Consider the following 22,473-nt stretch of genomic DNA (forward strand, 5'->3'; position numbering starts at 1 on the left):
TTCTTACCGATCAAGAATTAATTTGTTCGCTTGTTCCCGTTGCAAGATTTCCTCCAACGCCGTCAATAATGGTAAACGCAGCTCTTTATTTTGAAGTGCGAAATCAAGCGTCGTCGTAATGAACCCGAGCTTTTCTCCCACATCATAACGAATGCCGTCAAAATCATAAGCAAATACGCCTTCTTGCTCATTCAGCTTTTGAATCGCATCCGTCAGCTGAATTTCGCCGCCTGCACCTGTCTCATGCGCTTCAAGAAACTCGAAAATTTCCGGTGTCAGCACATAACGTCCCATAATGGCAAGGTTCGATGGCGCTGTGCCGAGCGGCGGCTTTTCCACGAAACGCTTCACCTGCACCAACTTGCCTTCACTCTCGCTTTCCGACGGATCAACAATGCCGTAACGGTCTGTCTGCTCGATCGACACGACTTGAACCCCAATAACCGACCGCTCCGTTCGTTCATACTGCTCAATCAACTGCTTCGTGCAAGGGGTCTCGGCAACAACGATATCGTCACCCAGCAGCACCGCGAACGGCTCGTCGCCAATGAAGTTGCGCGCACACCATACCGCATGCCCGAGCCCTTTGGCTTCCTTCTGTCTTATGTAATGAATCTCCACGTTGGATGACTTCCGAACCTCCTCTAGCAGGCCAAGCTTGCCCTTCTCCAGCAAATTGTGCTCCAGCTCAAACGCGGTATCGAAGTGATCCTCAATCGACCGCTTGCCTTTGCCCGTCACGATGATAATGTCTTCAATGCCCGACGCGATTGCCTCCTCCACGATGTACTGGATCGTCGGCTTATCGACAATAGGGAGCATTTCCTTCGGCATCGCTTTGGTTGCTGGCAAAAATCTCGTGCCTAATCCTGCTGCAGGAATGATTGCTTTTCTAACTTTTTTCATCGTCCTCACCCTGTCCTTTTCTCTATTTATCATGAATAAAAACACGAGTTATACCACTTTCATGAAAGCGGTATAACTCGCGTTTCTATGCTTTTCTTTCATTCGTTAGGGCATTCAACCCTTCCTCACATCACACCCTCGACGATGAACGTCTAAGGTCCGAAGACCCACAGCGTGATCGAGTGCCTACAGTGATAAAGGTGCAGTAGACATTACCTTTATGTGACACTTCGTTATTCTTTCGATCCGTAATAATAGTAGTAGTAGCCCTCCGTCTGTTTGCGCTCCACGTTATTCAGCACAACGCCGAGAATTCGGGCATTGACATGATCGAGGTTAGTTTTCGCCTTGCGTACCATATCGCGCTTCACCTTGCCGGCTTGCACGACTAGCACAACACCATCGCAATTCGCAGATATGATCATGCCATCTGGCACCGCCAGGTTCGGAGGCGTATCAATCAGAATCATGTCATATTGGTTTTTCAGCTCCGCCAGAAGCTGCTTCATCTTCTGAGAACCGAGAAGCTCCGACGGGTTCGGCGGAACTGGCCCCGATGGAATAACCGTCAAATTATCAACCAGCGTCGCCTGCTCCACCTCTGACAAATGAAACTGGCCAGCCAATAAATTCGTCAGACCGATCCGATTGCTCAGATCAAACATGCGATGCAAGGAAGGCTTGCGCAGATCGGCATCGATCAGCAGCACTCGTTTTCCTTCCATTGCGTAGGTAATGGCCAGATTTGTGACGGTCGTCGTCTTCCCTTCCCCTGCTTGAGCGGAAGCGATCATGATGACCTTGATCGGCTCATCCACGGAAGAGAATTGGATGTTCGTGCGCAGCGTTCGATAGGCTTCAGAAATCGGCGACTTCGGATTCGAAATTGTGATCAGGTTCGCTTGGCTATTTTGCCGGGACATAAGTCGATTCACCTACTTGTGTGGAAGTGTGAGACTGCGGCTTGCTCGGGCGCTTGCGCTTCAGTTCGCTGCGATCCATCTTCGTAATGAGCGTCAGCATCGGCAGCTCCAGCGCCTTCTCGATGTCACGCTCTGTTTTGATCGTGTCATCCATATAGTCCAGTAAGAATGCTAATCCAACCGCAAGCATCGCCGAGACGATGAAGCTGATCATCAAGCTGGAGAACGGATCCATGTTTATCGGATGTGGATTCGTTGCACTCACATTTGCTTCGTTTAACACCGTCACGTTATCGACTTTCATGATGCTTGGATTTTGCCCTTTGAAAATCTTTGCGATAGCGTTCACGGCTTTGGCAGCCTGTGGGTACGAAGTGCTTGCGAAGGTGATGTCCATTATCTGCGACTCATTGCTTGAGCTAACCGATACGCCGGATATGAGCTGATCAGAGCTCAGTCCCAGATCCGGATAAGCTGCCGCTACCTTATCCATGATCGCCTTCGACTTAATAATCTCCTTGTAGGAGTTGATGACCATCAGGTTTGTTTGAATGAGGTTATAATCGAGCATCGAGATCCCGTTATACTCGTAGGATTGATTCACCACGAGTTTTGCCGATGCGGAGTAGACAGGGGTTGTGTAGAAGAAGCCTTTAATGCCGGATAAGATACAAGCGACCAACACAATTGATATGATCAACCACTTGCGTTTCATGACCGTTTGGATATATTCTTTGAGTTCCACGTCTTAGCGCCTCCATTATGTGTAGATAGAGTTGATAGACCCGATTCCGGTTCGCATAACCCGCCTATAATAGGTATGAATTCGACTGGTCTCTATCGGCTCAGCGAGCAATCTCTCGTTCAGCCGTTTAATAACTTCATTCTTCGGAATGCTTGTGTGTGTAAACTCTAGCTTGTAGCGATACATATTGTGTCTTTGTTCACGTCCACAAATAATACCGACAACGCATACCTGGCGATCTTGAAGCTTGAAGCTCACTGCTATACGATAGCCGTCCGCTATCGGAAAACGAAGAATAGAATCAAACGCCAACTCATCCGGCTGAATCGAACGAATGAGCACCTTCGTTGTTTTCGCCTGTACTTGCTGGCCCGCCACTTCACTTATCGTAATGGTGGCGAGTTTGACATTCGTCAGTTTTAGTCGAACGTTCGCATTTTGTTTGAAGGATTGATAAGCTGTAGTTTCCATCATTCACCCCCGAGTCTATATTTCCGGCCTTGCGCATAAAATCCGAACATTCGGGAAATACTGCAATTTAGGCGACATCTTGATACATTTCGTATCCCTTTTTCATTTCTAGCTTTACGATACAATACGTAACATATCAAGGGCTTTTCATCGTTGTTTTCAAAAATTGCGACGTTTTGTTGCATCGCATGCATTTCTTTAAATTCCGTATTAATATGGGTATATCGAGTGTTAGGAGGGAAAGGATGAACATCGGAACGCGCATCGCACACCTGCGGGAGCAGCGTGGGTGGACACAGGAGCAGACCTCTCATTCGCTAGGCATATCGCGAGCTGCCCTGTCCCATTACGAGAAGAACCGGCGTGAACCGGATACAGAGACACTTACTAAGTTTGCCGACTTGTTCAATGTGACGATCGACTTCCTAGTCGGGCGCACGAATAAATCTGAACAGGTACTAGACCCTCAAGTTCGCGAGTTCGTCGAACAAACGGAACAAGATCCACTCGAGCTATCGGATGAAGACTTGTTGAAGAAGTTCGCACTTACGATTGACGGAATGGAATTGACTCCGGATGAAGCCAAGCGATTTATCGCTTTTATTCGTTATGAACGTTCTATGCGTTGAGAAAAATGCAATGCACGCCTAGTGTCCTAGAGACCTGAAACGAAATAGGATTAATTTGTAAAGCCAGCATATTTATTGCTCGCTTTTCTTTCGACATTCGACATAATCTCCCAAAAATAATGTTGTGCCAGTAACAGGGTGTGACATACTGCTTGCTTCTTATAGACTATAATTGGAGTAATTATACAGATAGAGAGAGATGGAGAAGAAACTATGGACTGGAAGATTGATGGGATGAAGAAAGAGGAGAAAATAATGGATAAGACTCATGCGCCCCCAACGCCAGCTGTGCGTGACGAGGTCACGACGATTGATATCAGGCATATCTTAACGCAACTAGGAATCGATGAAGCAGCCTGGCAAGCTTTTAAGAACCAACCACCTTCAAGCAATTCCGCAACGGATCAAACATAGCACTTTTTTTTACAATAAAAATAAAACGCATACATATTGAAACCCCCGAGCGGCTTAGCTGCTCGGGGGTTTCGCTTTGGAACTAAAAAAGCAGCGCGTACCTGTGAAGAGGTACGCGCTGCCGAAGCTTAACGAAAAGCTAGAATCCTATACGCGTGCAAGCTCGCGCTTGTTCGCTTCGAATGCTTCCAGGAGCGCTGCATCGCCTTCGAACCCTTTGTCCTTGGCTTTGCTGATTTGCTCCAGCATCTTCTTGTAATCTTTCGGGATAACCTTCACGAATTTCGTAATGGATTCATTCCAGTTGTTCAAGATCTGTTGTCCTGGCGCGCTGCCTGTATGCTGAACATGGCGCTCAATCATGCTGCGAAGCTCAGCTGCATCGGCTTCTTCCTCAACACGCTCCAACAGAACCATCTCAAGGTTGCAGTTCGAGTAGAATGCGTTGTGCTCATCCCACACGTATGCAATACCGCCGGACATACCGGCTGCGAAGTTACGGCCGGTTTCGCCGAGAACAACAACGCGTCCGCCTGTCATATATTCGCATCCGTGGTCGCCTACGCCTTCAACGACAACGTTAACGCCAGAGTTACGTACAGCAAAGCGCTCGCCTGCGCTGCCGCGAATGTAAGCTTCGCCGCTAGTCGCGCCATAGAATGCCGTATTGCCGATAATAACGTTCTCTTCGGCGACGAATGTTGCTTTCGGCGACGGAGCTACGATGATTTTACCGCCGGACAATCCTTTGCCCACATAGTCATTGGAATCGCCTTCGATCGAGAGCGTAATGCCCTTCGGTACGAATGCGCCGAAGCTTTGACCAGCGGTACCAACAAAGTGGTAACGAATTGTATCTTCCGGCAACCCTTTCGAGCCATAACGCGAAGTGACTTCGCTGCCCAGAATCGTACCGACAACGCGGTTCGTATTCAGAATCGGGAACGTGCCTTCAACCTTCGCGCCATTCTCAAGCGCCGGCTTCGCGTTCGGTACGAGCTGCTGCATATCAAGCGACAGCTCCAGACCGTGGTTCTGCTCTTGTACATTGTGGCGGAATGCGCCTTGCGGCACTTCCGGCTGGTACAGCAGCGGCGCCAGATCTACGCCTTTCGCTTTGTAGTGACCGATCAGCTCTTTCGTTTCCAGAACGTCAACGCGACCTACCATCTCGTTGATCGTACGGAAGCCAAGCTCTGCCATCACTTCACGAAGCTCTTCTGCGATGAAACGCAGGTAGTTTACAACGTGGCTTGGATCGCCCATGAACTTCGCGCGAAGCTCTGGATTTTGCGTAGCAACGCCGACCGGACAAGTATCCAATTGGCAAACACGCATCATAACGCAGCCCAGTACGATAAGCGGAGCTGTCGAGAAGCCATACTCTTCAGCGCCAAGCAGCGCAGCGATTGCAACGTCGCGCCCGTTCATCATTTTGCCGTCCGTCTCGATGACAATGCGGTCACGCAGGTTGTTCAGCATCAGCGTTTGATGCGTCTCTGCAAGACCAAGCTCCCATGGCAAACCTGCATGGCGAATCGAGTTCATCGGGGATGCGCCCGTACCGCCGTCATAACCGGATACCATGATGACATCCGCGCGTCCTTTGGCAACGCCGGCAGCAATCGTGCCTACGCCTACCTCGGAAACGAGCTTCACGTTAATGCGAGCGCGCGGGTTCGCGTTCTTCAGGTCATGAATCAGCTCGGCCAAGTCCTCGATCGAGTAGATATCATGATGCGGCGGAGGCGAGATCAAGCCAACGCCTGGCGTCGAGCCGCGAACTTCCGCTACCCAAGGATATACTTTCAGGCCCGGCAGCTGGCCGCCTTCGCCCGGTTTTGCGCCTTGCGCCATTTTGATCTGAATCTCGTCCGCGTTTACCAAGTATTCGCTCGTTACGCCGAAACGTCCCGATGCTACCTGCTTGATTGCGCTGCGACGGGAATCGCCGTTCGCGTCCGGCGTGAAACGAGCCGGATCTTCGCCGCCTTCGCCCGTATTGGATTTGCCGCCAAGGCGGTTCATCGCAATCGCGAGGCTTTCATGCGCTTCTTTACTGATCGAGCCGAACGACATTGCGCCTGTTTTGAACCGTTTTACAATCGATTCTACCGATTCGACTTCGTCGATCGATACTGGCGTAAGTCCTTTCTTGAACGACAGCAGCGAACGAAGCGTCAGATGCTTCTTGTTCTCGCCTTGAATGAGCGAGGAGAATTTCTTGTACAGCTTGTAGTCGTTCGAACGGGATGCCATCTGCAGCGTGTGGATCGTCTGCGGGCTGAACAAATGGTCCTCGCCGTCTTTACGCCATTGGTATTCACCGCCGGAATCGAGTTCCTTCTCGCTGCCCTCTTGCTCGGCAAACGCGCGGTTGTGGTGCTTCAACGTCTCTTCAGCAATAACCTCAAGGCCGATGCCGCCGATGCGCGAAGGCGTCCAAGTGAAGTATTGGTCGATGAACTCTTCGTTCAAGCCCACTGCTTCGAATATTTGAGCGCCGCGATACGATTGGATCGTCGAAATGCCCATTTTGGACAATACTTTGACGACGCCCTTCGTCGCTGCTTTGATGTAGTTTTTAACGGCCTTCTCATGCTTCACGTTACGCAGCATGCCTTGGCGGATCATGTCATCCAGCGACTCGAATACGAGGTAAGGATTGACTGCACTTACGCCATAGCCAAGCAGCAATGCGTAGTGGTGAACCTCACGCGGCTCGCCCGATTCGAGCAAGATGCTGACGCGCGTACGCGTGCCTTGGCGAATCAAATGGTGATGCAATGCGGAAACCGCAAGCAGCGATGGAATCGCCGCATTCTCTTTGTCGACGCCACGGTCAGACAGAATGAGAACGTTATGGCCTCTCGCGATGACGCGGTCAGCGGATTCGTTCAGCACGTTCAGCGCTTCGCGAAGACCCTCTGCGCCTTTCTCTGCGTCGAAGAAGATCGGAAGCGTGATCGACTTAAAGCCTTCGCGGCGCACATGGCGCAGCTTCGCAAACTCTTCGTTGCTCAGAATCGGCGTCTCCAGCGTAATGTGGCGAGCGCTCTCCGGCTCTGGCTTCAGCAGGTTGCGTTCCGAACCGATCGTCGTCACCGTCGAAGTGACAAGCTCTTCGCGGATAGCGTCAATTGGCGGGTTCGTTACTTGCGCGAACAGCTGCTTGAAGTAGTTGTACAGGCGCTGCGGACGCTCCGACAAAATGGCGAGCGGCGCATCGTAGCCCATCGAAGAGATAGGCTCCATGCCTGTGCCAGCCATCGGCTCAAGCACTTTGCGCACGTCCTCGAACGTGTAGCCGAATGCCTGCTGGCGCTGCTGCACCGTCTCATGGTTAGGCTCAGGCAGCTCTGGCGCATCTGGCAAGCCATCGAGGCCGATCAAATGCTCGTCGAGCCATTGACGGTACGGATTTTGCTCTGCGATCGATTTCTTTACTTCTTCGTCCGAAATGATGCGGCCTTCCTTCGTATCGACAATCAGCATGCGTCCTGGACGCAGACGATCTTTGTACAAAATCTCTTCCGGCGCGATCTCAACCGTTCCCGCCTCGGAGCCGAGAATGATATGATCGTCCTTCGTTACGTAGTAACGCGCTGGACGCAATCCGTTACGGTCAAGCGTTGCGCCGATCATCGTGCCGTCCGTGAATGCCATTGCAGCTGGTCCGTCCCATGGCTCCATCAGGCAAGCATGGTATTCGTAGAATGCTTTCTTCTCGTCGCTCATCGTCTCATGCGCAGACCATGGCTCTGGCACCATCATCATCATCGCATGCGGCAGCGAACGGCCGGATAGATACATAAACTCCAGAACGTTATCAAACATAGCCGTATCCGAACCGTCCGGGTTAATGACAGGCTTAATTTTCTCCAAATCATCGCCGAATAATTCCGTCTCGAACAACGATTGGCGGGCATGCATCCAGTTCACGTTACCGCGAAGCGTATTGATCTCGCCGTTATGAATCATGTAATGGAACGGATGCGCGCGCTCCCAGCTTGGGAACGTGTTCGTACTGAAACGGGAGTGAACGAGCGCCATTGCCGTTACGACATCTTCATTATTGAGCTCGACATAGAAGGAACGAACCTGCTCCGTCGTAAGCATGCCTTTGTATACGATCTTCTTCGTCGACAGGCTGGAGAAGTAGAACTTGTCCGCGCCCTCTGCGCCGCCGAAGCGAATAGCCAGCTCCGCACGCTTGCGGATCACATACAGCTTGCGCTCGAATGCGAGCTCGCCGTTCAATGCAGCATTTTTGCCGATAAAGACTTGTCGTACGTAAGGCTTCACTTTAAGCGCGGATTCGCCCAGCTTGCTATCATTCGTCGGGACCGTACGCCAGCCAATCAGCGTTTGGCCTTCCTCGCGGATGATCGCTTCAAGCTTGCGCTCTTGCTCAGCGCGGATTTCATCCTCGAGCGGCAGGAACAGCATGCCCACTGCATACTCGCCTTCCGCTGGCAGCTCGATGCCCTCGCTCTTCAACTCTTGCTTGAAGAATGCATGCGGAACCTGAAGCATGATGCCTGCGCCATCGCCTGTGTTCGGTTCGCTGCCTTGTCCGCCGCGATGCTCCATGTTCTCAAGAAGCGTAAGCGCTTGGCGAATGATTTTGTGCGATTTCAACCCCTTAATGTTAGCCACGAAGCCCATGCCGCAAGCGTCTTTCTCATACTGCGGGTTATAGAGGCCCTGCTTGGGTGGCAAGCCAAAAATTTTCTCTTTCATTGCAACGCAACCTTTCTATAATAGAAGATTTTTGGTTTACCTTTCGGTAAGTCGGTACGGGCCCGAGCCAATTAACACTTCATTTCCGGCTTGTTATATCTTAGAATGGAAATTACATGCGGGACTATCTCTCTAAAATGAGTGCGTGATCCCCGATTACGCAGCCGTTTTCCGACGATTATTTAATTATTTTAACATTACGGTAATTACGAATCAATTTAATATTTTTATGGCGCCGATAAAGAGAGGTTTATGCAGAATCCGAACATTACACGAGATGACACATCTTCTTGTCCGGCTTTTCGAAGATTTATGCTTTTATCATATCAAAAGGATGTGGGCGAATTGTATAGCAAGTTAAGGAAGCCTTTCGCGAGACAGGCTGCTGCCTTGTCTTTAGCGGCTATTATTGCAGGAGGAACAGCGCTTCCAAGCTTCCCTGCTGCGTTGGGCGGAAGCCACTTCGCAGCAACTAGCGCGTATGCCGCTGCGGCTGCTGCTGACGAGTATCGCATCGTCGCGCTAGGAGACTCCCTTACGGTCGGTTACACGCACGGCATGGAAAATGAAGCAAACCCTGCGCCTTACGGCTATGTAGAGCGCGTTTATGAGCAAGCGCTATTCCAAGGGCTTCGCGCCTCGGTCAGCAACTATGGCATTCTTGGCCTGACGACAGAGGAGCTGGACCGTTACGTGGAAGCAGCGCTTAAAGGCGAAACGATCAAGCCGTCAGACTTGCCTGGCGGAAACGGCCATGACCCTCGCATCGCCCAGCTTGCAGCAGCTACGCCGCAGCTGTTCGCGGATGTTGAGAAAGCAGATCTCGTCGTTATGGCGATCGGATCGAATGATTTTCTAACCGTGTTCCAGCAGTTTAAAGACGGACACGCCGAGGAGCTTATTCAGGCAATGCTTCCCGTATACGAGCAGCAGCTCGAAGCTGCCGTCCGCGCTGTAATCGGCATCAATCCGCATGCTGAGATTGTCGTCTCCGATTTGTACAATCCTGCGCCGAACGATAAGCGTTTCGTCAGCGAGAGCGACTACAAGCTGCTGGCACAGGCAAGCGCTGATATCCGCACTCGGATCGAGGCTGTCGTCAAACGCTTGAAGGATGATGGCTACAATACGCGCGTTGCGTACGTGGCCGATGATTTTGTAGGCAAGGAAGTCAGCTATACGACCGTGCTTACAGGCGATTTCCACCCGAATAACCGCGGTTATGAAGTCATGGGAAAAGCGTTTACTGAAGCTATCTGGGGTGCTTATCGCGTGCCTGCCAAGCGCGACGACAGCGTACCGATTTCTGTAGTCGTTGCCGGCAAGGAGCTCCAGACCGCGAACAAGCCGGTGCTGAAGAACAGCAAAACCTACGTCCCGATGCGGGACATTACCGATGCGATGGGCGCCAAGCTGCTGTGGAACAACAAAACCCGCACGGCAACGGTCACGCTGGACGGCAAGGAAGTTGCGTTCACAATCGGCGCCAAAACGATGGTCGTCGATGGCAAGCCCGTCCCGATCGAGACGCCGGCTTATCTCCAAACGGTAGGCAAGGAAAGCAAGACGTATTTGCCGTTGGCCGCATTGTCAGACGGCCTTGGCTTCCAGGTTGTATATCGAGGCACGATTAAGACGGCATTTATTAATAAATAACGAAACAAGGCCACCTGGCCCGATTATGACGGTTGAAACCGTCCTATCGGCCAGGCGGCCTTTTCTATACGGCTGCCGAAGCTTGATCCAACACTGGCGCTTTCCTTTTTTTCTTAAATAATCGATTGGTCAGCTTGACTTCAATGATGGTGTAAGAGAAATAGCCTAGAATGGTGGCTAATAACAACCCGCCAACATAAGTCACAGCTACACTCGCATAGTCAGGCAACGGCAGCTTGCCCATTACTTTTTGAAATGGAAACAGTCCGAACGGATGGAGCAAATAAAAGCTATAGCTTATTGTGCCATAAAACTGCATGACCCTCGTATTCAAAAAATCCGTTAACAAGCCATACTCTCTAGCCATCATTGCAAAGAAACAAACGCCCAGAACGACACCTAGATAAACCTGATGGTAATAAGCGCAAAAGTAAATGCCAACAAGCGCAATGATCGAATAATATTTCGCTATCTTGATGTCCAAATTCATGCTCTTTAATTTATCCGAAATAAAGTACACGATCGTTCCGCTTAAGAAAAACAACGCTCTCGGATATCTGTAGCACACAGCGATGCAAATTGCGAGCCCCAGAAGCAATAAGAAATAGTGCATTGCTTTCCTGCCCGCATTTTTTCTTGAAACAAAGAAGATGGCACTCACGAGATAAAAAGCAAATTCGAAGCTCAACGTTCTGGAGTTTCGGACCACTTCTTCCAACGGGAACACACCTGGCAGCATAAACAGACTCGCCAAAAACGCAAACACATACTGCGTCGGATTTAATTCGCCTAGCCATTCAAACCCGATTAGAGGACCTGCGATAAACATGACCATCAGCAAAGGGATAAAAACCGGATAGATGCGTATAAACCGGTTAATCACAAATTTCTTCACATTCCCGTGCTTCACAAGGCTCTGCACAATTAAGTATCCGCTAATGATGAAAAAAATATCGACGCCAATCTCAGCAAGCGTCCGTGTAGGGTACTCGTTAATCGTAAGGTATCCACCCGTTATAGACATCGAGATGACGTGGCCGACGAAAACCATCAATGCGCACATGCCTCGCAGTCCGTGAATGGAATGATTTTTGTTCATAGCTAATCCTCCAAACCCATTTTGATACATATTGTATCATTTGAGCTGAAGAAAGTCATCTAGTCTCTATTTGGATTCAGCAAACCATGTTAAGGCTACATTGTTTACGCCAGCGATTGGAGCCGTCTCGAATCGGACAACAATGTATTGGGCATTGGCATCGATATCTCGAACCCTTGCGATCCCTGAATCCTGCGATGCCGCATTCACGAAGTAAGACGTTGGACGAACGGATAAACCATGCGGGATAACTACGGTTACGGTTTGGCCATCTCCATTAAAGAGCGCCTTGCCGGAATTGCTCTCTATCCATTTTGAGCCTGACCAAACAATCGGCTTGCCAATCACGTTATCCAAATAGGTAATGCCAGGAATCAAACCTGTATCAATCGTTGTAGGACGGACTGAAATACGAGGAGCTGCTGGAGGAAAACAATATTGGACGCCTGCCCTGCTTATACAACCGTAGTACGTGTTCTTATCCCGCCAATCTGAGCTCGCGCCTTTAATTTCTTTAAGCCCGGATGAGGTAATTGAGTTGTTGATAATCTGGTTGCCTTCAGCATCGGCTTGAAGAAATACCGCGTACAGCGTTAAGGAGGAATTCGATATCGTATTGAGCGCCATAATGATATTCTTACCCGATACAATCACGGGCACACTGCTTTTAATCGTATTTTGAACTGCAGAGGAATGATCATACAGGGAGAGTGATCGTCCCACTTCCGGCTGATAGGCATCCAATATAAAATTATTCGATGCTTTTGCGCCATTCAACAGCTCGATTCCTACTTCCGCACCCTTTATTGTATTGCCCGTTACTAATACATCCCCACTCACAAAAATCGCTTTATGCGGACCATCCGGATAAATGCGATTAAAGGCAATTGTTGCGTAATTGACTGTCACGGCTCCTGTTCTCACCTGAATGACGGCTCTCGGATTTTTCTTTGCAAGGCCTTGAACCGTATTGTAAGAAATATCAATATCCCAGCCCGGAACCAAGTACGGATTAAAATTCGGATTATCAGATACGGTAATCGCAGTTGTCACTACATTCACCAAGCGGTTTTTCATCACTTTGGCAACGGTCAAACCGGAAAGAATAATGCCGAATGCCGTGTCAAAAATCCGATTATCTTCAATCGTCATATTATCGTTAGAATGCGCTCCTGATTCCGCATTGCACGTTATGCCCCCGCCATGAGCCGGTGCTGCAGCGTTGCCTCCGGACATCGTCTCCCACATCACAGCATCCAAATCCTTGTTAATGGGATCATGAAGAAAATTTCTAGCGATAATGAGATCTGTAGTCCCTTTATTCAGTATGCCATCGCCCAAGTAAGCAAAAACCTCATTATCTTCGATCTCAACTTGCTTGCTTGTTCGCGTAACGACGGGTTCCTCGCCGAGATGATGAAGCGTATTTTTGTAAATTCTAAATATCCTGCAATCATTCATGCCGATGCCATCGGTAAACTTGGAAACCTCGTTCCGACTCACATCCGTATTGCTGCAGTACCCGAAATACAGCCCTGTCTTGGCAGCGCCCCATAATGCTTGGCTAGACCTGACTACTTTCAGGCCGCTCACCGTCAGGCCATCGCAATAAGTAAAGCTTAGCCCCTGCTCAATAACTTCAATAGTCGCCCCGTTTCCTTCAATTCGTAAATCCTTTTTGCCGCTGAACGTATACAGAAATCCCGCACGCGTTGTTTTGTAATAAGCCCCTGGCGGAAAAACCAAGCAATCGCCAGACTTAAGCGTATTAAAAGCATTGGTTAGGGCTACCGTATCGTCTGTGATTCCATCCCCTTTAGCCCCCTTCCAGTTCGCATTGATTCCTCGCACTCTGAATTCTGAATCTATAGCTTCAAAGTTGTAAGCAAGCTCCTCCACCGTAAAGGCTTCATTGGGATTCCAATCATGCAGATTCATATTGACTGTTTTCTTACTAGACATAGCAGCATCCACCACCTTATTTTTAATTGGTAAACCGCGGATGCCGCATTATATGCCTAATAAGTGAACGATATATCTGTAAAATTTATAAATGTGCGGTGAAATTATGCATGCACGATCTGCGTAGCGCTGCCTGTATCGTTGTCTCCTTTGCCAGCCTTCTTATGCGCCAGCGTAAAGTACACGAGCGAAAGCACAGCAAACGCAGCAGCATAGATCGCCAGAATGCCCATGTCATGGCGGACAACCGCGTAGTCGCCGCTGGACACGGCTGCTTTAAAGCCCGATACCGAGTAGGTCATCGGCATGAATTCGCCAACCTTTTGCAGCCATACCGGTACCAGCTCCTTCGGATAAGTGCCGGAGCTGCTCGTTAGCTGCAGAATCATAATAATGACGGCAATGAATCGGCCTGGCTGATCCAGCAGCGTGACGATGAACTGTACGATCATCATAAACGTTAAGCTCGTAACGACGGAGAGCCCGACGAACCAGCCAATGCTCTGCACCTCAAGCCCCACGCCATAGAGCAAAATAGCGTCAGCAATGAAAGCTTGAATGATGCCGACGAAGACGAACAGCAGCGACTTGCTCGCGAACCAGCTTGCGCCGGAGCGCGGTCTGCCTGCGCTGCCGCGCATCGGCAGGACGATCGTCGACAAGAGCGCGCCGACGAACAGGCCAAGCGACAAGCTGTACGGCGCAAAGCCTGTGCCGTAGTTCGGAACCTCGGTCAGCTTCTTCTCGCTGACCTCGACCGGGCCGGCGAACATATCCGCCTGCTGCTCGTTGCCCTTGGCAACGCTGACGTCCTGCGAGGCCTCGCCAAGCTTGCCGGCCAGCTCCGCGGAGCCGTCGGCCAGCTGGCCGACGCCGCTTGCGAGCGCCGCCGAGCCGTCGGCGAGCTTGCCCGAGCCGCTCGCCAGCTTCGCGGCGCCGGCATTCGCCGCGGCCGCGCCCTGGGCGGCCTGCTGCGCGCCGGCCGCCAGCGTCTTCGCTCCGGCGGCCAGCTTCGCGCCGCCGGTCGCCGCGCCTTCGAGCTTCGCATCGAAGGCGGTCAACCCCTGCAGCAGGGCGGATTGCCCCTGCTGCAAGGCACTCGCGCCCGCGGCCAGCTTCTCGCCGCCGGTCGCGAGCTGATCCGCGCCCGCGGCAAGCGCCTTGGCCGCGGCGATCAGCTTCTGCAGCGCCTCGTCCTGCGCTGCATCAGGGCTTGCGGCGGCGGCATAGCCGTCGAGGCCCGCCGCAAGCTGTGCGGCGCCGGCGGCGAGCTTCGCCTCCGCCGCCTTCGCCGATGCGGTTCCGGCAGCCAGCTGAGCGCCGGCTTCCTTCACCTTCGTAGCGCCGTCCTTCAATTGGCCGGACGCCGCCTCCAGCTTCGACAAGCCGTCCGATAACGCGGACGCGCTCGTCGATAACGTCGACGCCCCGGCGGATACCTTCGCCGTGCCTTCGCTCAGCTTGCTGACCCCGCTCTCCAGCCCGAGCGTACCGTCAGCTAATTTCGCGAGATTTTGCTGCAGCGTCGCCGCGCCATCCTTCGCTTTCGATGCGCCATCATGCAGCTTCGATGCGCCTTCGCTTGCATCGGCGAAGCCATCCGCCGCTTTGCCAAACTGCTCGAACACCGTTTCCGCATACGATTTGGTCACTTCTTTGGATACGGTCGATTTCAGCTCCTGCACGGCCGTTACGCCGATCTTCGCCGCTGCGAAGCTCAAGCTTTCATTCGTGACGTACACGAGCTGAGACGGCTTCGGATTCGCGTCCAGCAGCGTTGTCGCTTGCTTCGAGAAATCCGACGGAATCTCAAGCGCCATGTAATAGTCGCCATCCTCTAGCCCCTGCTCCGCCTGCTCCTTATTGACATAAGCCCACTTGAACTTATCATTTTCCTTCAGCTTCTTTACGAGATCATTGCCAATTGCCAGCTGCTTGCCGTCCAGCACTGCCCCCTGATCCTCATTGACCACTGCAATCGGCAGGCTGCTCGTTTTGCCATACGGGTCCCAAAACGCCCCTACGAGCATGCCGCTATACATGATGGGAATAAACAAAATGCCGATGACCGAAATGAGCACCTTCTTGTTTCTTACAATATCGAGCAGCTCCTGCCCGAACAACCGAACGCCCTGCATCCTAATCTCCTCCTCATACCATTCACGTTCAACGACTGACTAAATTGTTCAATTGGTCAATTTCTCTTAAAAAAAGAGAGCGCTCTGCTCTACACGTCACGCTCTTCTCCTTGCTTTGCACAGATGCCGTACCGAAACAAAGAGGTGAATTGCTCCGCCACTTCTTCCTTCGTCAGCGGTTCATGCCGTTTGCTCCATTCCGCAGCCAACGCCAGATACATCCGAATCATTAAGAAAGCCGTCAACGAAGGGTTCATCTCGCGCAGCTCGCCTTTCTGCTGCGCCTGCTCGATCTCCCGTTCAATAAATAAAATAACGGCCTCTTCCATCATCGACAGCCCTTCCTGCACGGTTGGCGTGCCGAGCTCCCGGAACTCCTGAGCCAGCTTAATGAACAGCTCATGCGTTTCACGGAATTGAAGCACCCCATGCAAAGCGTCCGTCAGATTTTCGAAAAAGGATCGCGAGCTGTCGATGCGGGTCACAACAGCCGCCTTCATCTCCGCGGTTAGCTGCCGAATGATCTCGCCGAACAATTCCTCTTTCGTGGCAAAAAACGTATAGATGGTTCCTTTGCCTACGCCGGCCAGCTTCGATACGAGATCCATCGTCGTCGCTTTATACCCGAACATCGTAAACGACTTTTCCGCTGCCTCTACGATGAGACGCTTCCGATCCAGCGTTTTTCGTTCCAGCATGCGTGCATCACTCCTTCTGATCCGTTTATCGAGAAACTGACCATAATTCAATTCCGGTCAATCGGTCATTCAGTCAAAAAGTAGCATACCACGAATCGCCGCTTCCCTCAAGTGGCGATTCGCAATTTTGCATTTACAGTCGATAGTCCTTCTTCACGATTTCCAGCGTTTCCAATCCCCGCTCCGCCCAGCGCTTCAAGCGATCCAGCTCAGCCGCCTCCGCTTCCAGCGTACGGATAAGCGATTCCTTATAAGGAGGAATTTCGCCGCTATAGGATTCAAGGTCTTGATAAGCCGTCAACGCTTTCTCGTTATGGCTGAGCGCTCGCCGCTCGTGGAACATCGGAACATCCGGATCGTACGGGTAATGCAGATTGCCTTGCTGCGGATGCTTCAGCACAGCCAGTACCTGCACGACAGCTCTTGGTCCGCCGCTCTCTACTACTTTACCGGCGTAAACGCCCGTTTTATACGTCATTTGAACGATGCTATCGACCGCAGGCTGCTGCTCAATGGAATACCGCATCTTTTTACAACTCCTCTTCGTCTATATAGCGATTATGAAGAATCACCGCGAATAACCTAAAATTTAGCTTAAATTATTCTCCTATACGTTGGCAACTGCCAATTGTGTTCTTGTGTTTACAGGTAGAACCATCGTAATATGGTAATAAGATAATTGCCGCATAATATGCGGTTTTATTAATGATGCGGTTAGAAAAGTAGGTGAGTCCATGCGTAAGAAAAGAGTACTGCTGCTCTCCGAAGGATTCGGCTCCGGACATACACAAGCCGCCTACGCACTCGCGGTTGGCTTACGGCTCTCGTCACCCGGCATTCAGACCCGCGTCATCGAGCTAGGGAAGTTTCTTAACCCTGTCGTAGGTCCCTTAATCGTGTCCGCTTACCGGAAGACCGTTAGCAAACAACCGAAGCTTGTCGGCTTGATGTATAGAAGCAATTACAATAAATCGCTCAACCGCTTCACCCAGCTTGCGCTGCATCGCGTGTTTTATACCCATACCTCGCAAGTGATTGATCAGTTGAAGCCCGATTTGATCGTATGCACCCATCCCGTTCCGAATGCAGTCGTTTCGAGACTGAAGCGGCTTGGGCAAGAAGATGTGCAATTATGTACGGTTATTACGGATTATGACGCGCACGGCACTTGGATTAGTCAGGAAGTGAATCATTATCTGGTATCCACCCCTATCGTTAAGCGCAAGCTGATGGAACGAGGCGTTGAAGAAAGCCGCATTGAGGTTACTGGCATTCCCGTACACCCAAGCTTCTGGCAGACGAGCGAGCGCGCCGAGGTGCTTAAGCATTTTGGGCTACGCGATATGCCTACTGTGCTCGTCATGGGCGGCGGCTGGGGCCTGATGGACGACGATGACGATCTCCTCGAGTATATGACCGAGTGGCGCGAGAAGGTTCAGCTCATTATTTGTGTAGGAAGCAATGAGAAGATGCGCGAGAAAATGATGCAGCACCCGCAATTTAACCATCCGAATATTCATATTCTTGGCTTTACCCGCGAAGTCAACAAGCTGATGGACATCTCCGATTTGCTCGTTACGAAGCCCGGAGGCATGACCTGTACAGAAGGGCTTAGCAAAGGCTTGCCTATGCTGTTCTACAAGCCGATTCCCGGCCAAGAAGAAGAAAACTGCGAATATTTTGTCCAAAATGGCTTCGGCGAGAAGCTGCATACGCAGGATACCATCACCAAATGGTTCAAGCGGCTGCTGGATAAGCCTTCCTTCCTAGAATATCGACAAGCGCTTTTGAAGAAGCGCAATGAACAATACGACCCCAAAGAATGTACAGACGCCGTCCTGCGCTATATGCAGTGACGGCGTTTCATTTCTCACCATGAATATTCCGTTGGCAACCCGGGTATAGTTAGCCCATAGAGCAGGAGGGATCGGTGTATGCAAGGGAAAGGTTTAGACGGCAAAACAATTATTCTGCGTGTTGAGCTGGACGCTCGGAGCGTCGGCTTTGGCGCTGCGGCAGCTGCAATCGAAGCGGCTGGCGGAGATATGATCGCTATCGACGTTATCCAGACGGGGCGGGACCGTACGGTTCGAGATCTGACGGTCAAAATCGGCGATTCGGCGAGCACAGAGCGCATTTCCCAATCGCTATCCGCCGTACCGGGCGTGAAGCTGGTCAACGTATCCGACCGGACATTCCTGCTGCATCTGGGCGGCAAAATTACGATTCAGCCGAAGACGCCGATTCAAAACCGCGACGACCTGTCGCGCGTATACACGCCAGAAGTGGCGCGCGTATGCACGGCGATTCACGAGGATCCGTCCAAAGCGTTTACGCTGACGATCAAGCGCAATACGGTCGCGGTTGTATCAGACGGCAGCGCTGTGCTCGGGCTTGGCAACATTGGCCCTTACGCCGCAATGCCCGTCATGGAAGGCAAGGCGATGCTGTTCAAGCAATTCGCCGATGTCGATGCCTTTCCGATATGCTTGGATACGCAGGACACCGAGGCGATTATTGCCGCGGTCAAAGGGATTGCCCCAGGCTTTGGCGGCATCAATCTAGAGGATATATCGGCCCCGCGCTGCTTCGAAATCGAACAGCGGCTGCGGGATGAGCTGGATATCCCCGTCTTCCACGATGATCAGCACGGCACGGCGGTCGTCTTATATGCCGGACTGCTCAATGCGCTCAAGCTGACTGGGCGTACCCTTGCGACTGCCAAAATCGTCGTATGCGGCATTGGCGCAGCAGGCACCGCATGCACCAAAATGCTGCTAGCGGGCGGCGCCCGCAACATCGTCGGCATTGACCGTGTCGGCATTCTGACCGTGGACAAATCCTACGCTAACCCGATGTGGCAATGGTATGCGGAACATACCAACCCGCAGCGGCTTTCAGGCGGCCTGACGGAGGCGATCGCGGGCGCCGACGTCTTTATCGGCGTATCGGCCGGCGGCATCCTGACGCGCGCCCATGTCACCTCAATGGCGAATGACCCGATTGTATTCGCTATGGCGAACCCTGAGCCCGAGATCCGTCCCGAGCTGATTGAGGATATCGTCGGCGTATTCGCTACCGGCCGCTCAGACTATCCGAATCAGATCAACAACGTGCTTTGCTTCCCTGGCATTTTCCGCGGCGCGCTCGATTGTCGCGCTACGGTCATTAATGAGCAGATGAAGCTGGCAGCGGCCGAAGCCATCGCCTCCGTCATCGGCGAAGACGAGCTGAGCCGCATGTACATCATTCCGAGCGTCTTCAACAGCCGCATCGTAGAGGAAGTGCGCCGTCGCGTCATTGAAGCCGCCCAGAGCTCCGGCGTGGCACGCCGCCAGCCGCGCGAGTAAATGCTAGTGCAGCACCGCTAGAGTGCGTGTTGTATAATTAGCAATTAGCTGCGCACAAACACTGCCCAACTCACTGCCTATTGGCACTGTGAGTTGGGCAGTTTGCATGTTAGCATTTTTGCACATTTGCACACCTATATCTCGCACACCTCTTCCCTGAGTTAAATGCCCATATTTGTGTTTATGCCATAATAAAAATCCGCCTCGACGGTCAATCATTCAGATGAATGTTGAGCCGCGAGGCGGTCCGCATGGAAATGGTTATTTTGGCGTTATTTCAATGTAATCGTAACGGTCACATTATTTTCTCCTGCCGGCACAATAACGGTGCTGCCTTCAAACGATGCCGAAGCGCCGCTTACCGATGCAATCTCGCCAATGCTGTTCAGCGTCACGCTGAACGCTTTGCCGCTTCCCTGCAAGGAAACGACGACGGACTTGCCTTCCCGCGCAATCGCAACCGTCGTTTCGACGGCACCTTTCACATCGCGAACGGTTGAATACGCAGTGCGACCATCTTCCAATGCGTATACGTGGAAATCAACGCCGTTGGAATAGTCATAGTCGGGACGCAGATCGTTGGCGCCAAACGCCACGATGGCGTTCGGGCGAGCGAACAGCGGCAAGCTGTCGAAGCTGTAGTTCTCTTTATGCCAACCCGGTTGCTTGGTCTCGCCTGTCAGGACATGCGTCCACGTTCCGCCTTGCGGCAAATAATACTGGACGTCGCCGTTCTCCGTGAAGACTGGCGCGACGAGCAGGTTCTCGCCGAGCATATATTGGCGATCGAGAAATTCGGATGTCGGATCGTCCTGGAATTCCAAAATCATCGCGCGCATCGATGGCAAGCCGCGTTCAGGCGCCTGAGCTGCGGTATCGAACAGGTACGGCATAAGGCGTGACTTCAGCTTCGTGAAGTAACGCGTAACATCGACAGCCTCTTGATCGTACGCCCATGGCACCCGGTACGATTTGCTGCCATGCAGGCGGCTATGGCTGGAGAGCAAGCCGAAGGCAAGCCAGCGCTTGAATACATGCGTCGGCGCCGTGTTCTCGAAGCCGCCGATATCGTGACTCCAGAAGCCGAAGCCGGACAAGCCGAGCGACAGGCCGCCGCGAAGGCTTTCGGCCATCGACTCGTAGTCTGCGTAGCAGTCTCCGCCCCAGTGGACAGGGAACTTCTGTCCGCCGACCGTCGCCGAGCGCGCGAACAGCGCGGCTTCGCCTTTGCCCAGCTTTTCCTCCAGCACGTTGAACACAACCTCGTTGTAGAGCTGCGTATAGAAGTTGTGCATTTTGAACGGATCGGAGCCGTCATGGTAGACGACATCGGTCGGAATTCGCTCGCCGAAGTCGGTTTTGAAGCTGTCAACGCCCATGTCGACGAGATCGCGCAGGTAACTTGCGAACCACTCGCAAGCGGCTGGATTCGTAAAGTCGACGAGCGCCATGCCCGGCTGCCATAGATCCCATTGCCAAACGTCGCCGTTCGCTTTTTTCACCAGATAGCCGTTCCGCTTGCCTTCTTCGAAGAGGCGCGAACGCTGCGCGATATACGGATTAATCCAAACGCAGATTTTGAGCCCTTTCTCCTTCAGCCGCTTCAGCATGCCAACTGGATCCGGGAAGGTGCGCTCGTCCCATTTGAAATCCGTCCAATGGTATTCCTTCATCCAGAAGCAGTCAAAGTGGAACACATGCAGCGGCAAATCGCGCTCGGCCATGCCGTCTACGAATGAATTTACAGTCGTTTCATCATAATTTGTCGTGAACGACGTCGTCAGCCAGAGGCCGAACGACCAAGCCGGCGGCAGCGCCGGCTTGCCGGTCAGATCCGTATATTTGCCCAATACGTCTTTGATGGAAGGGCCGTCGATGACGAAGTACTCGAGCGATTCGCCTTCTACGCTGAACTGCACTTTTTTCACTTTCTCCGAGCCTACCTCGAAGGAAACGAGCTCCGGCTGATTGACGAATACGCCGTAGCCTTTGTTGGACACATAGAATGGGATATTCTTATACGTCTGCTCGGAGCTCGTGCCGCCGTCCTGGTTCCAAATATCGACCGTTTGGCCGTTTTTCACGAAAGCGGTAAACCGTTCGCCGAGTCCATAGATGAACTCGCCTACGCCCAGATCCAGTTCATCGCGAAGCCAAGCGCGCTGTTTGCCTTCTGTAATATAAGCCATCGAACGAGGGCCGCTGCCCGTCAGTCGCTCGCCGTCGCGATAGAAAGCAACGCTCCACTCCTCGCCTTTGCGAATATGCGCGCTTAACGTGCCGCTTGTCATAATCGTCTCCGTCTCGGTTTCGGTAATCGTAACATGTCCGCTCGATTGCGGCGTCAGCTCGAATTGCGGTCCCCGCTCCTGCACGCCCGCGTAGTGGATCAGCTTAATGCCAATGACGCCCGGCGCAGGGGAGTGGAATTTCACGGTTAATTGAAGCGTATCCAGCATATTTCCCCGGCTCATAATCGGAATCGGTGATACGTATGCTGTGAGCTCTTCTCCCCGTTGCTCTACTTCATGGGCTTGAACCGCCGATTTGACCGTGTAGCCTTCGCGAATAAGCCAGTTTCCGTCATGGAATTTCATTGTCGAGTCCATCCTCTCGTCTTATCGACTTAGCTTCCGATTTGAAAGTGTTCTTAGTTGTATTATACTGATTGATATAGTCTCGAACTATCATAATAATGCTCATTCATAGCACGATTCTGACGATAATGGAGGCTAGACG

At 52.0% G+C, this 22,473-nt stretch carries 16 protein-coding genes; 5 read left to right on the forward strand and 11 right to left on the reverse strand.

Translation table 11 applies throughout. From position 1 onward, the window contains the following. Window positions 1-3 precede the first annotated feature (3 nt). The 4 genes from galU to PAECUDRAFT_RS07695 all read right to left on the reverse strand — a co-directional run bounded on the left by galU (window position 4) and on the right by PAECUDRAFT_RS07695 (window position 3,048). On the reverse strand, window positions 4-906 hold the full coding sequence (galU, locus tag PAECUDRAFT_RS07680) for a UTP--glucose-1-phosphate uridylyltransferase GalU (protein ID WP_006037549.1): 903 nt from the start codon (window positions 904-906) through the stop codon (window positions 4-6). Window positions 907-1,139: 233 nt separating this feature from the next. Further along, the gene (locus tag PAECUDRAFT_RS07685) at window positions 1,140-1,829 is read right to left on the reverse strand and encodes a CpsD/CapB family tyrosine-protein kinase (RefSeq protein WP_006037550.1); all 690 of its coding nucleotides are present in this window, start codon (window positions 1,827-1,829) and stop codon (window positions 1,140-1,142) included. Next, entirely contained in the window at window positions 1,813-2,574 is a 762-nt protein-coding gene (locus PAECUDRAFT_RS07690) for a YveK family protein (RefSeq protein WP_006037551.1), read from the reverse strand. The genes PAECUDRAFT_RS07685 and PAECUDRAFT_RS07690 overlap by 17 nt, the downstream gene beginning before the upstream one ends. Before the next feature lie 15 nt (window positions 2,575-2,589). Then, window positions 2,590-3,048, reverse strand: a complete 459-nt coding sequence (locus PAECUDRAFT_RS07695; protein WP_199558735.1) for a hypothetical protein — start codon at window positions 3,046-3,048, stop codon at window positions 2,590-2,592. 242 nt (window positions 3,049-3,290) lie between these two features. Between PAECUDRAFT_RS07695 and PAECUDRAFT_RS07700 the strand changes: the two genes are divergently transcribed. Both PAECUDRAFT_RS07700 and PAECUDRAFT_RS07705 read left to right on the forward strand, forming a co-directional pair. Next, window positions 3,291-3,674, forward strand: a complete 384-nt coding sequence (locus tag PAECUDRAFT_RS07700) for a helix-turn-helix domain-containing protein (RefSeq protein ID WP_006037553.1) — start codon at window positions 3,291-3,293, stop codon at window positions 3,672-3,674. A gap of 213 nt (window positions 3,675-3,887) precedes the next feature. Next, window positions 3,888-4,088 carry a hypothetical protein gene (locus PAECUDRAFT_RS07705; protein WP_006037554.1) on the forward strand — a complete coding sequence of 67 codons (201 nt, stop codon included), beginning with the start codon at window positions 3,888-3,890 and terminating at the stop codon, window positions 4,086-4,088. Window positions 4,089-4,235: 147 nt separating this feature from the next. Here the strand turns inward: PAECUDRAFT_RS07705 and gltB are convergent, their stop codons facing one another. Further along, window positions 4,236-8,831 (reverse strand): glutamate synthase large subunit, encoded by a 4,596-nt coding sequence (gltB, locus tag PAECUDRAFT_RS07710; RefSeq protein ID WP_006037555.1) that lies wholly within the window; start codon window positions 8,829-8,831, stop codon window positions 4,236-4,238. A gap of 345 nt (window positions 8,832-9,176) precedes the next feature. On the opposite strand from gltB, the gene PAECUDRAFT_RS07715 reads away from it, so the two are divergent. Continuing rightward, a complete protein-coding gene (locus PAECUDRAFT_RS07715) occupies window positions 9,177-10,487 on the forward strand; it encodes a stalk domain-containing protein (protein WP_158306238.1) in 1,311 nt (436 codons plus the stop codon). Between the two features lie 64 nt (window positions 10,488-10,551). On the opposite strand, the gene PAECUDRAFT_RS07720 is transcribed toward PAECUDRAFT_RS07715, so the two are convergent. The 5 genes from PAECUDRAFT_RS07720 to kapB all read right to left on the reverse strand — a co-directional run bounded on the left by PAECUDRAFT_RS07720 (window position 10,552) and on the right by kapB (window position 16,910). Continuing rightward, entirely contained in the window at window positions 10,552-11,586 is a 1,035-nt protein-coding gene (locus PAECUDRAFT_RS07720) for an acyltransferase family protein (RefSeq protein ID WP_006037557.1), read from the reverse strand. Between the two features lie 66 nt (window positions 11,587-11,652). Continuing rightward, window positions 11,653-13,548, reverse strand: a complete 1,896-nt coding sequence (locus PAECUDRAFT_RS07725; RefSeq protein WP_006037558.1) for a NosD domain-containing protein — start codon at window positions 13,546-13,548, stop codon at window positions 11,653-11,655. Window positions 13,549-13,652: 104 nt separating this feature from the next. Next, window positions 13,653-15,686, reverse strand: coding sequence for a YhgE/Pip domain-containing protein (locus PAECUDRAFT_RS07730; RefSeq protein ID WP_006037559.1), 2,034 nt, complete (start codon window positions 15,684-15,686; stop codon window positions 13,653-13,655). Between the two features lie 89 nt (window positions 15,687-15,775). Further along, entirely contained in the window at window positions 15,776-16,384 is a 609-nt protein-coding gene (locus PAECUDRAFT_RS07735) for a TetR/AcrR family transcriptional regulator (RefSeq protein WP_006037560.1), read from the reverse strand. Between the two features lie 133 nt (window positions 16,385-16,517). Then, on the reverse strand, window positions 16,518-16,910 hold the full coding sequence (gene kapB, locus PAECUDRAFT_RS07740) for a sporulation phosphorelay system protein KapB (protein WP_006037561.1): 393 nt from the start codon (window positions 16,908-16,910) through the stop codon (window positions 16,518-16,520). Window positions 16,911-17,118: 208 nt separating this feature from the next. Between kapB and PAECUDRAFT_RS07745 the strand changes: the two genes are divergently transcribed. After that, the gene (locus PAECUDRAFT_RS07745) at window positions 17,119-18,240 is read left to right on the forward strand and encodes a UDP-N-acetylglucosamine--LPS N-acetylglucosamine transferase (RefSeq protein WP_006037562.1); all 1,122 of its coding nucleotides are present in this window, start codon (window positions 17,119-17,121) and stop codon (window positions 18,238-18,240) included. 78 nt (window positions 18,241-18,318) lie between these two features. After that, entirely contained in the window at window positions 18,319-19,734 is a 1,416-nt protein-coding gene (locus PAECUDRAFT_RS07750; protein WP_006037563.1) for an NAD-dependent malic enzyme, read from the forward strand. Between the two features lie 272 nt (window positions 19,735-20,006). Here PAECUDRAFT_RS07750 and yicI read toward each other — a convergent pair whose 3' ends face one another. After that, complete coding sequence (gene yicI / locus PAECUDRAFT_RS07755) at window positions 20,007-22,331, reverse strand: alpha-xylosidase (RefSeq protein ID WP_006037564.1); 2,325 nt, start codon at window positions 22,329-22,331, stop codon at window positions 20,007-20,009. Between the last annotated feature and the right edge of the window lie 142 nt (window positions 22,332-22,473).

Source organism: Paenibacillus curdlanolyticus YK9 (genome assembly GCF_000179615.1).
Classification (GTDB): domain Bacteria; phylum Bacillota; class Bacilli; order Paenibacillales; family Paenibacillaceae; genus Paenibacillus_T; species Paenibacillus_T curdlanolyticus.

What these genes read in the sequence shown, in the direction of transcription:
- galU (WP_006037549.1), bottom strand. Translation starts at nt 906, where the DNA reads ATGAAAAAAGTTAGAAAAGCAATCATTCCTGCAGCAGGATTAGGCACG.
- PAECUDRAFT_RS07685 (WP_006037550.1), bottom strand. Translation starts at nt 1,829, where the DNA reads ATGTCCCGGCAAAATAGCCAAGCGAACCTGATCACAATTTCGAATCCG.
- PAECUDRAFT_RS07695 (WP_199558735.1), bottom strand. Translation starts at nt 3,048, where the DNA reads ATGATGGAAACTACAGCTTATCAATCCTTCAAACAAAATGCGAACGTT.
- PAECUDRAFT_RS07700 (WP_006037553.1), top strand. Translation starts at nt 3,291, where the DNA reads ATGAACATCGGAACGCGCATCGCACACCTGCGGGAGCAGCGTGGGTGG.
- PAECUDRAFT_RS07705 (WP_006037554.1), top strand. Translation starts at nt 3,888, where the DNA reads ATGGACTGGAAGATTGATGGGATGAAGAAAGAGGAGAAAATAATGGAT.
- gltB (WP_006037555.1), bottom strand. Translation starts at nt 8,831, where the DNA reads ATGAAAGAGAAAATTTTTGGCTTGCCACCCAAGCAGGGCCTCTATAAC.
- PAECUDRAFT_RS07720 (WP_006037557.1), bottom strand. Translation starts at nt 11,586, where the DNA reads ATGAACAAAAATCATTCCATTCACGGACTGCGAGGCATGTGCGCATTG.
- PAECUDRAFT_RS07725 (WP_006037558.1), bottom strand. Translation starts at nt 13,548, where the DNA reads ATGTCTAGTAAGAAAACAGTCAATATGAATCTGCATGATTGGAATCCC.
- PAECUDRAFT_RS07730 (WP_006037559.1), bottom strand. Translation starts at nt 15,686, where the DNA reads ATGCAGGGCGTTCGGTTGTTCGGGCAGGAGCTGCTCGATATTGTAAGA.
- PAECUDRAFT_RS07735 (WP_006037560.1), bottom strand. Translation starts at nt 16,384, where the DNA reads ATGCTGGAACGAAAAACGCTGGATCGGAAGCGTCTCATCGTAGAGGCA.
- kapB (WP_006037561.1), bottom strand. Translation starts at nt 16,910, where the DNA reads ATGCGGTATTCCATTGAGCAGCAGCCTGCGGTCGATAGCATCGTTCAA.
- PAECUDRAFT_RS07745 (WP_006037562.1), top strand. Translation starts at nt 17,119, where the DNA reads ATGCGTAAGAAAAGAGTACTGCTGCTCTCCGAAGGATTCGGCTCCGGA.
- PAECUDRAFT_RS07750 (WP_006037563.1), top strand. Translation starts at nt 18,319, where the DNA reads ATGCAAGGGAAAGGTTTAGACGGCAAAACAATTATTCTGCGTGTTGAG.
- yicI (WP_006037564.1), bottom strand. Translation starts at nt 22,331, where the DNA reads ATGAAATTCCATGACGGAAACTGGCTTATTCGCGAAGGCTACACGGTC.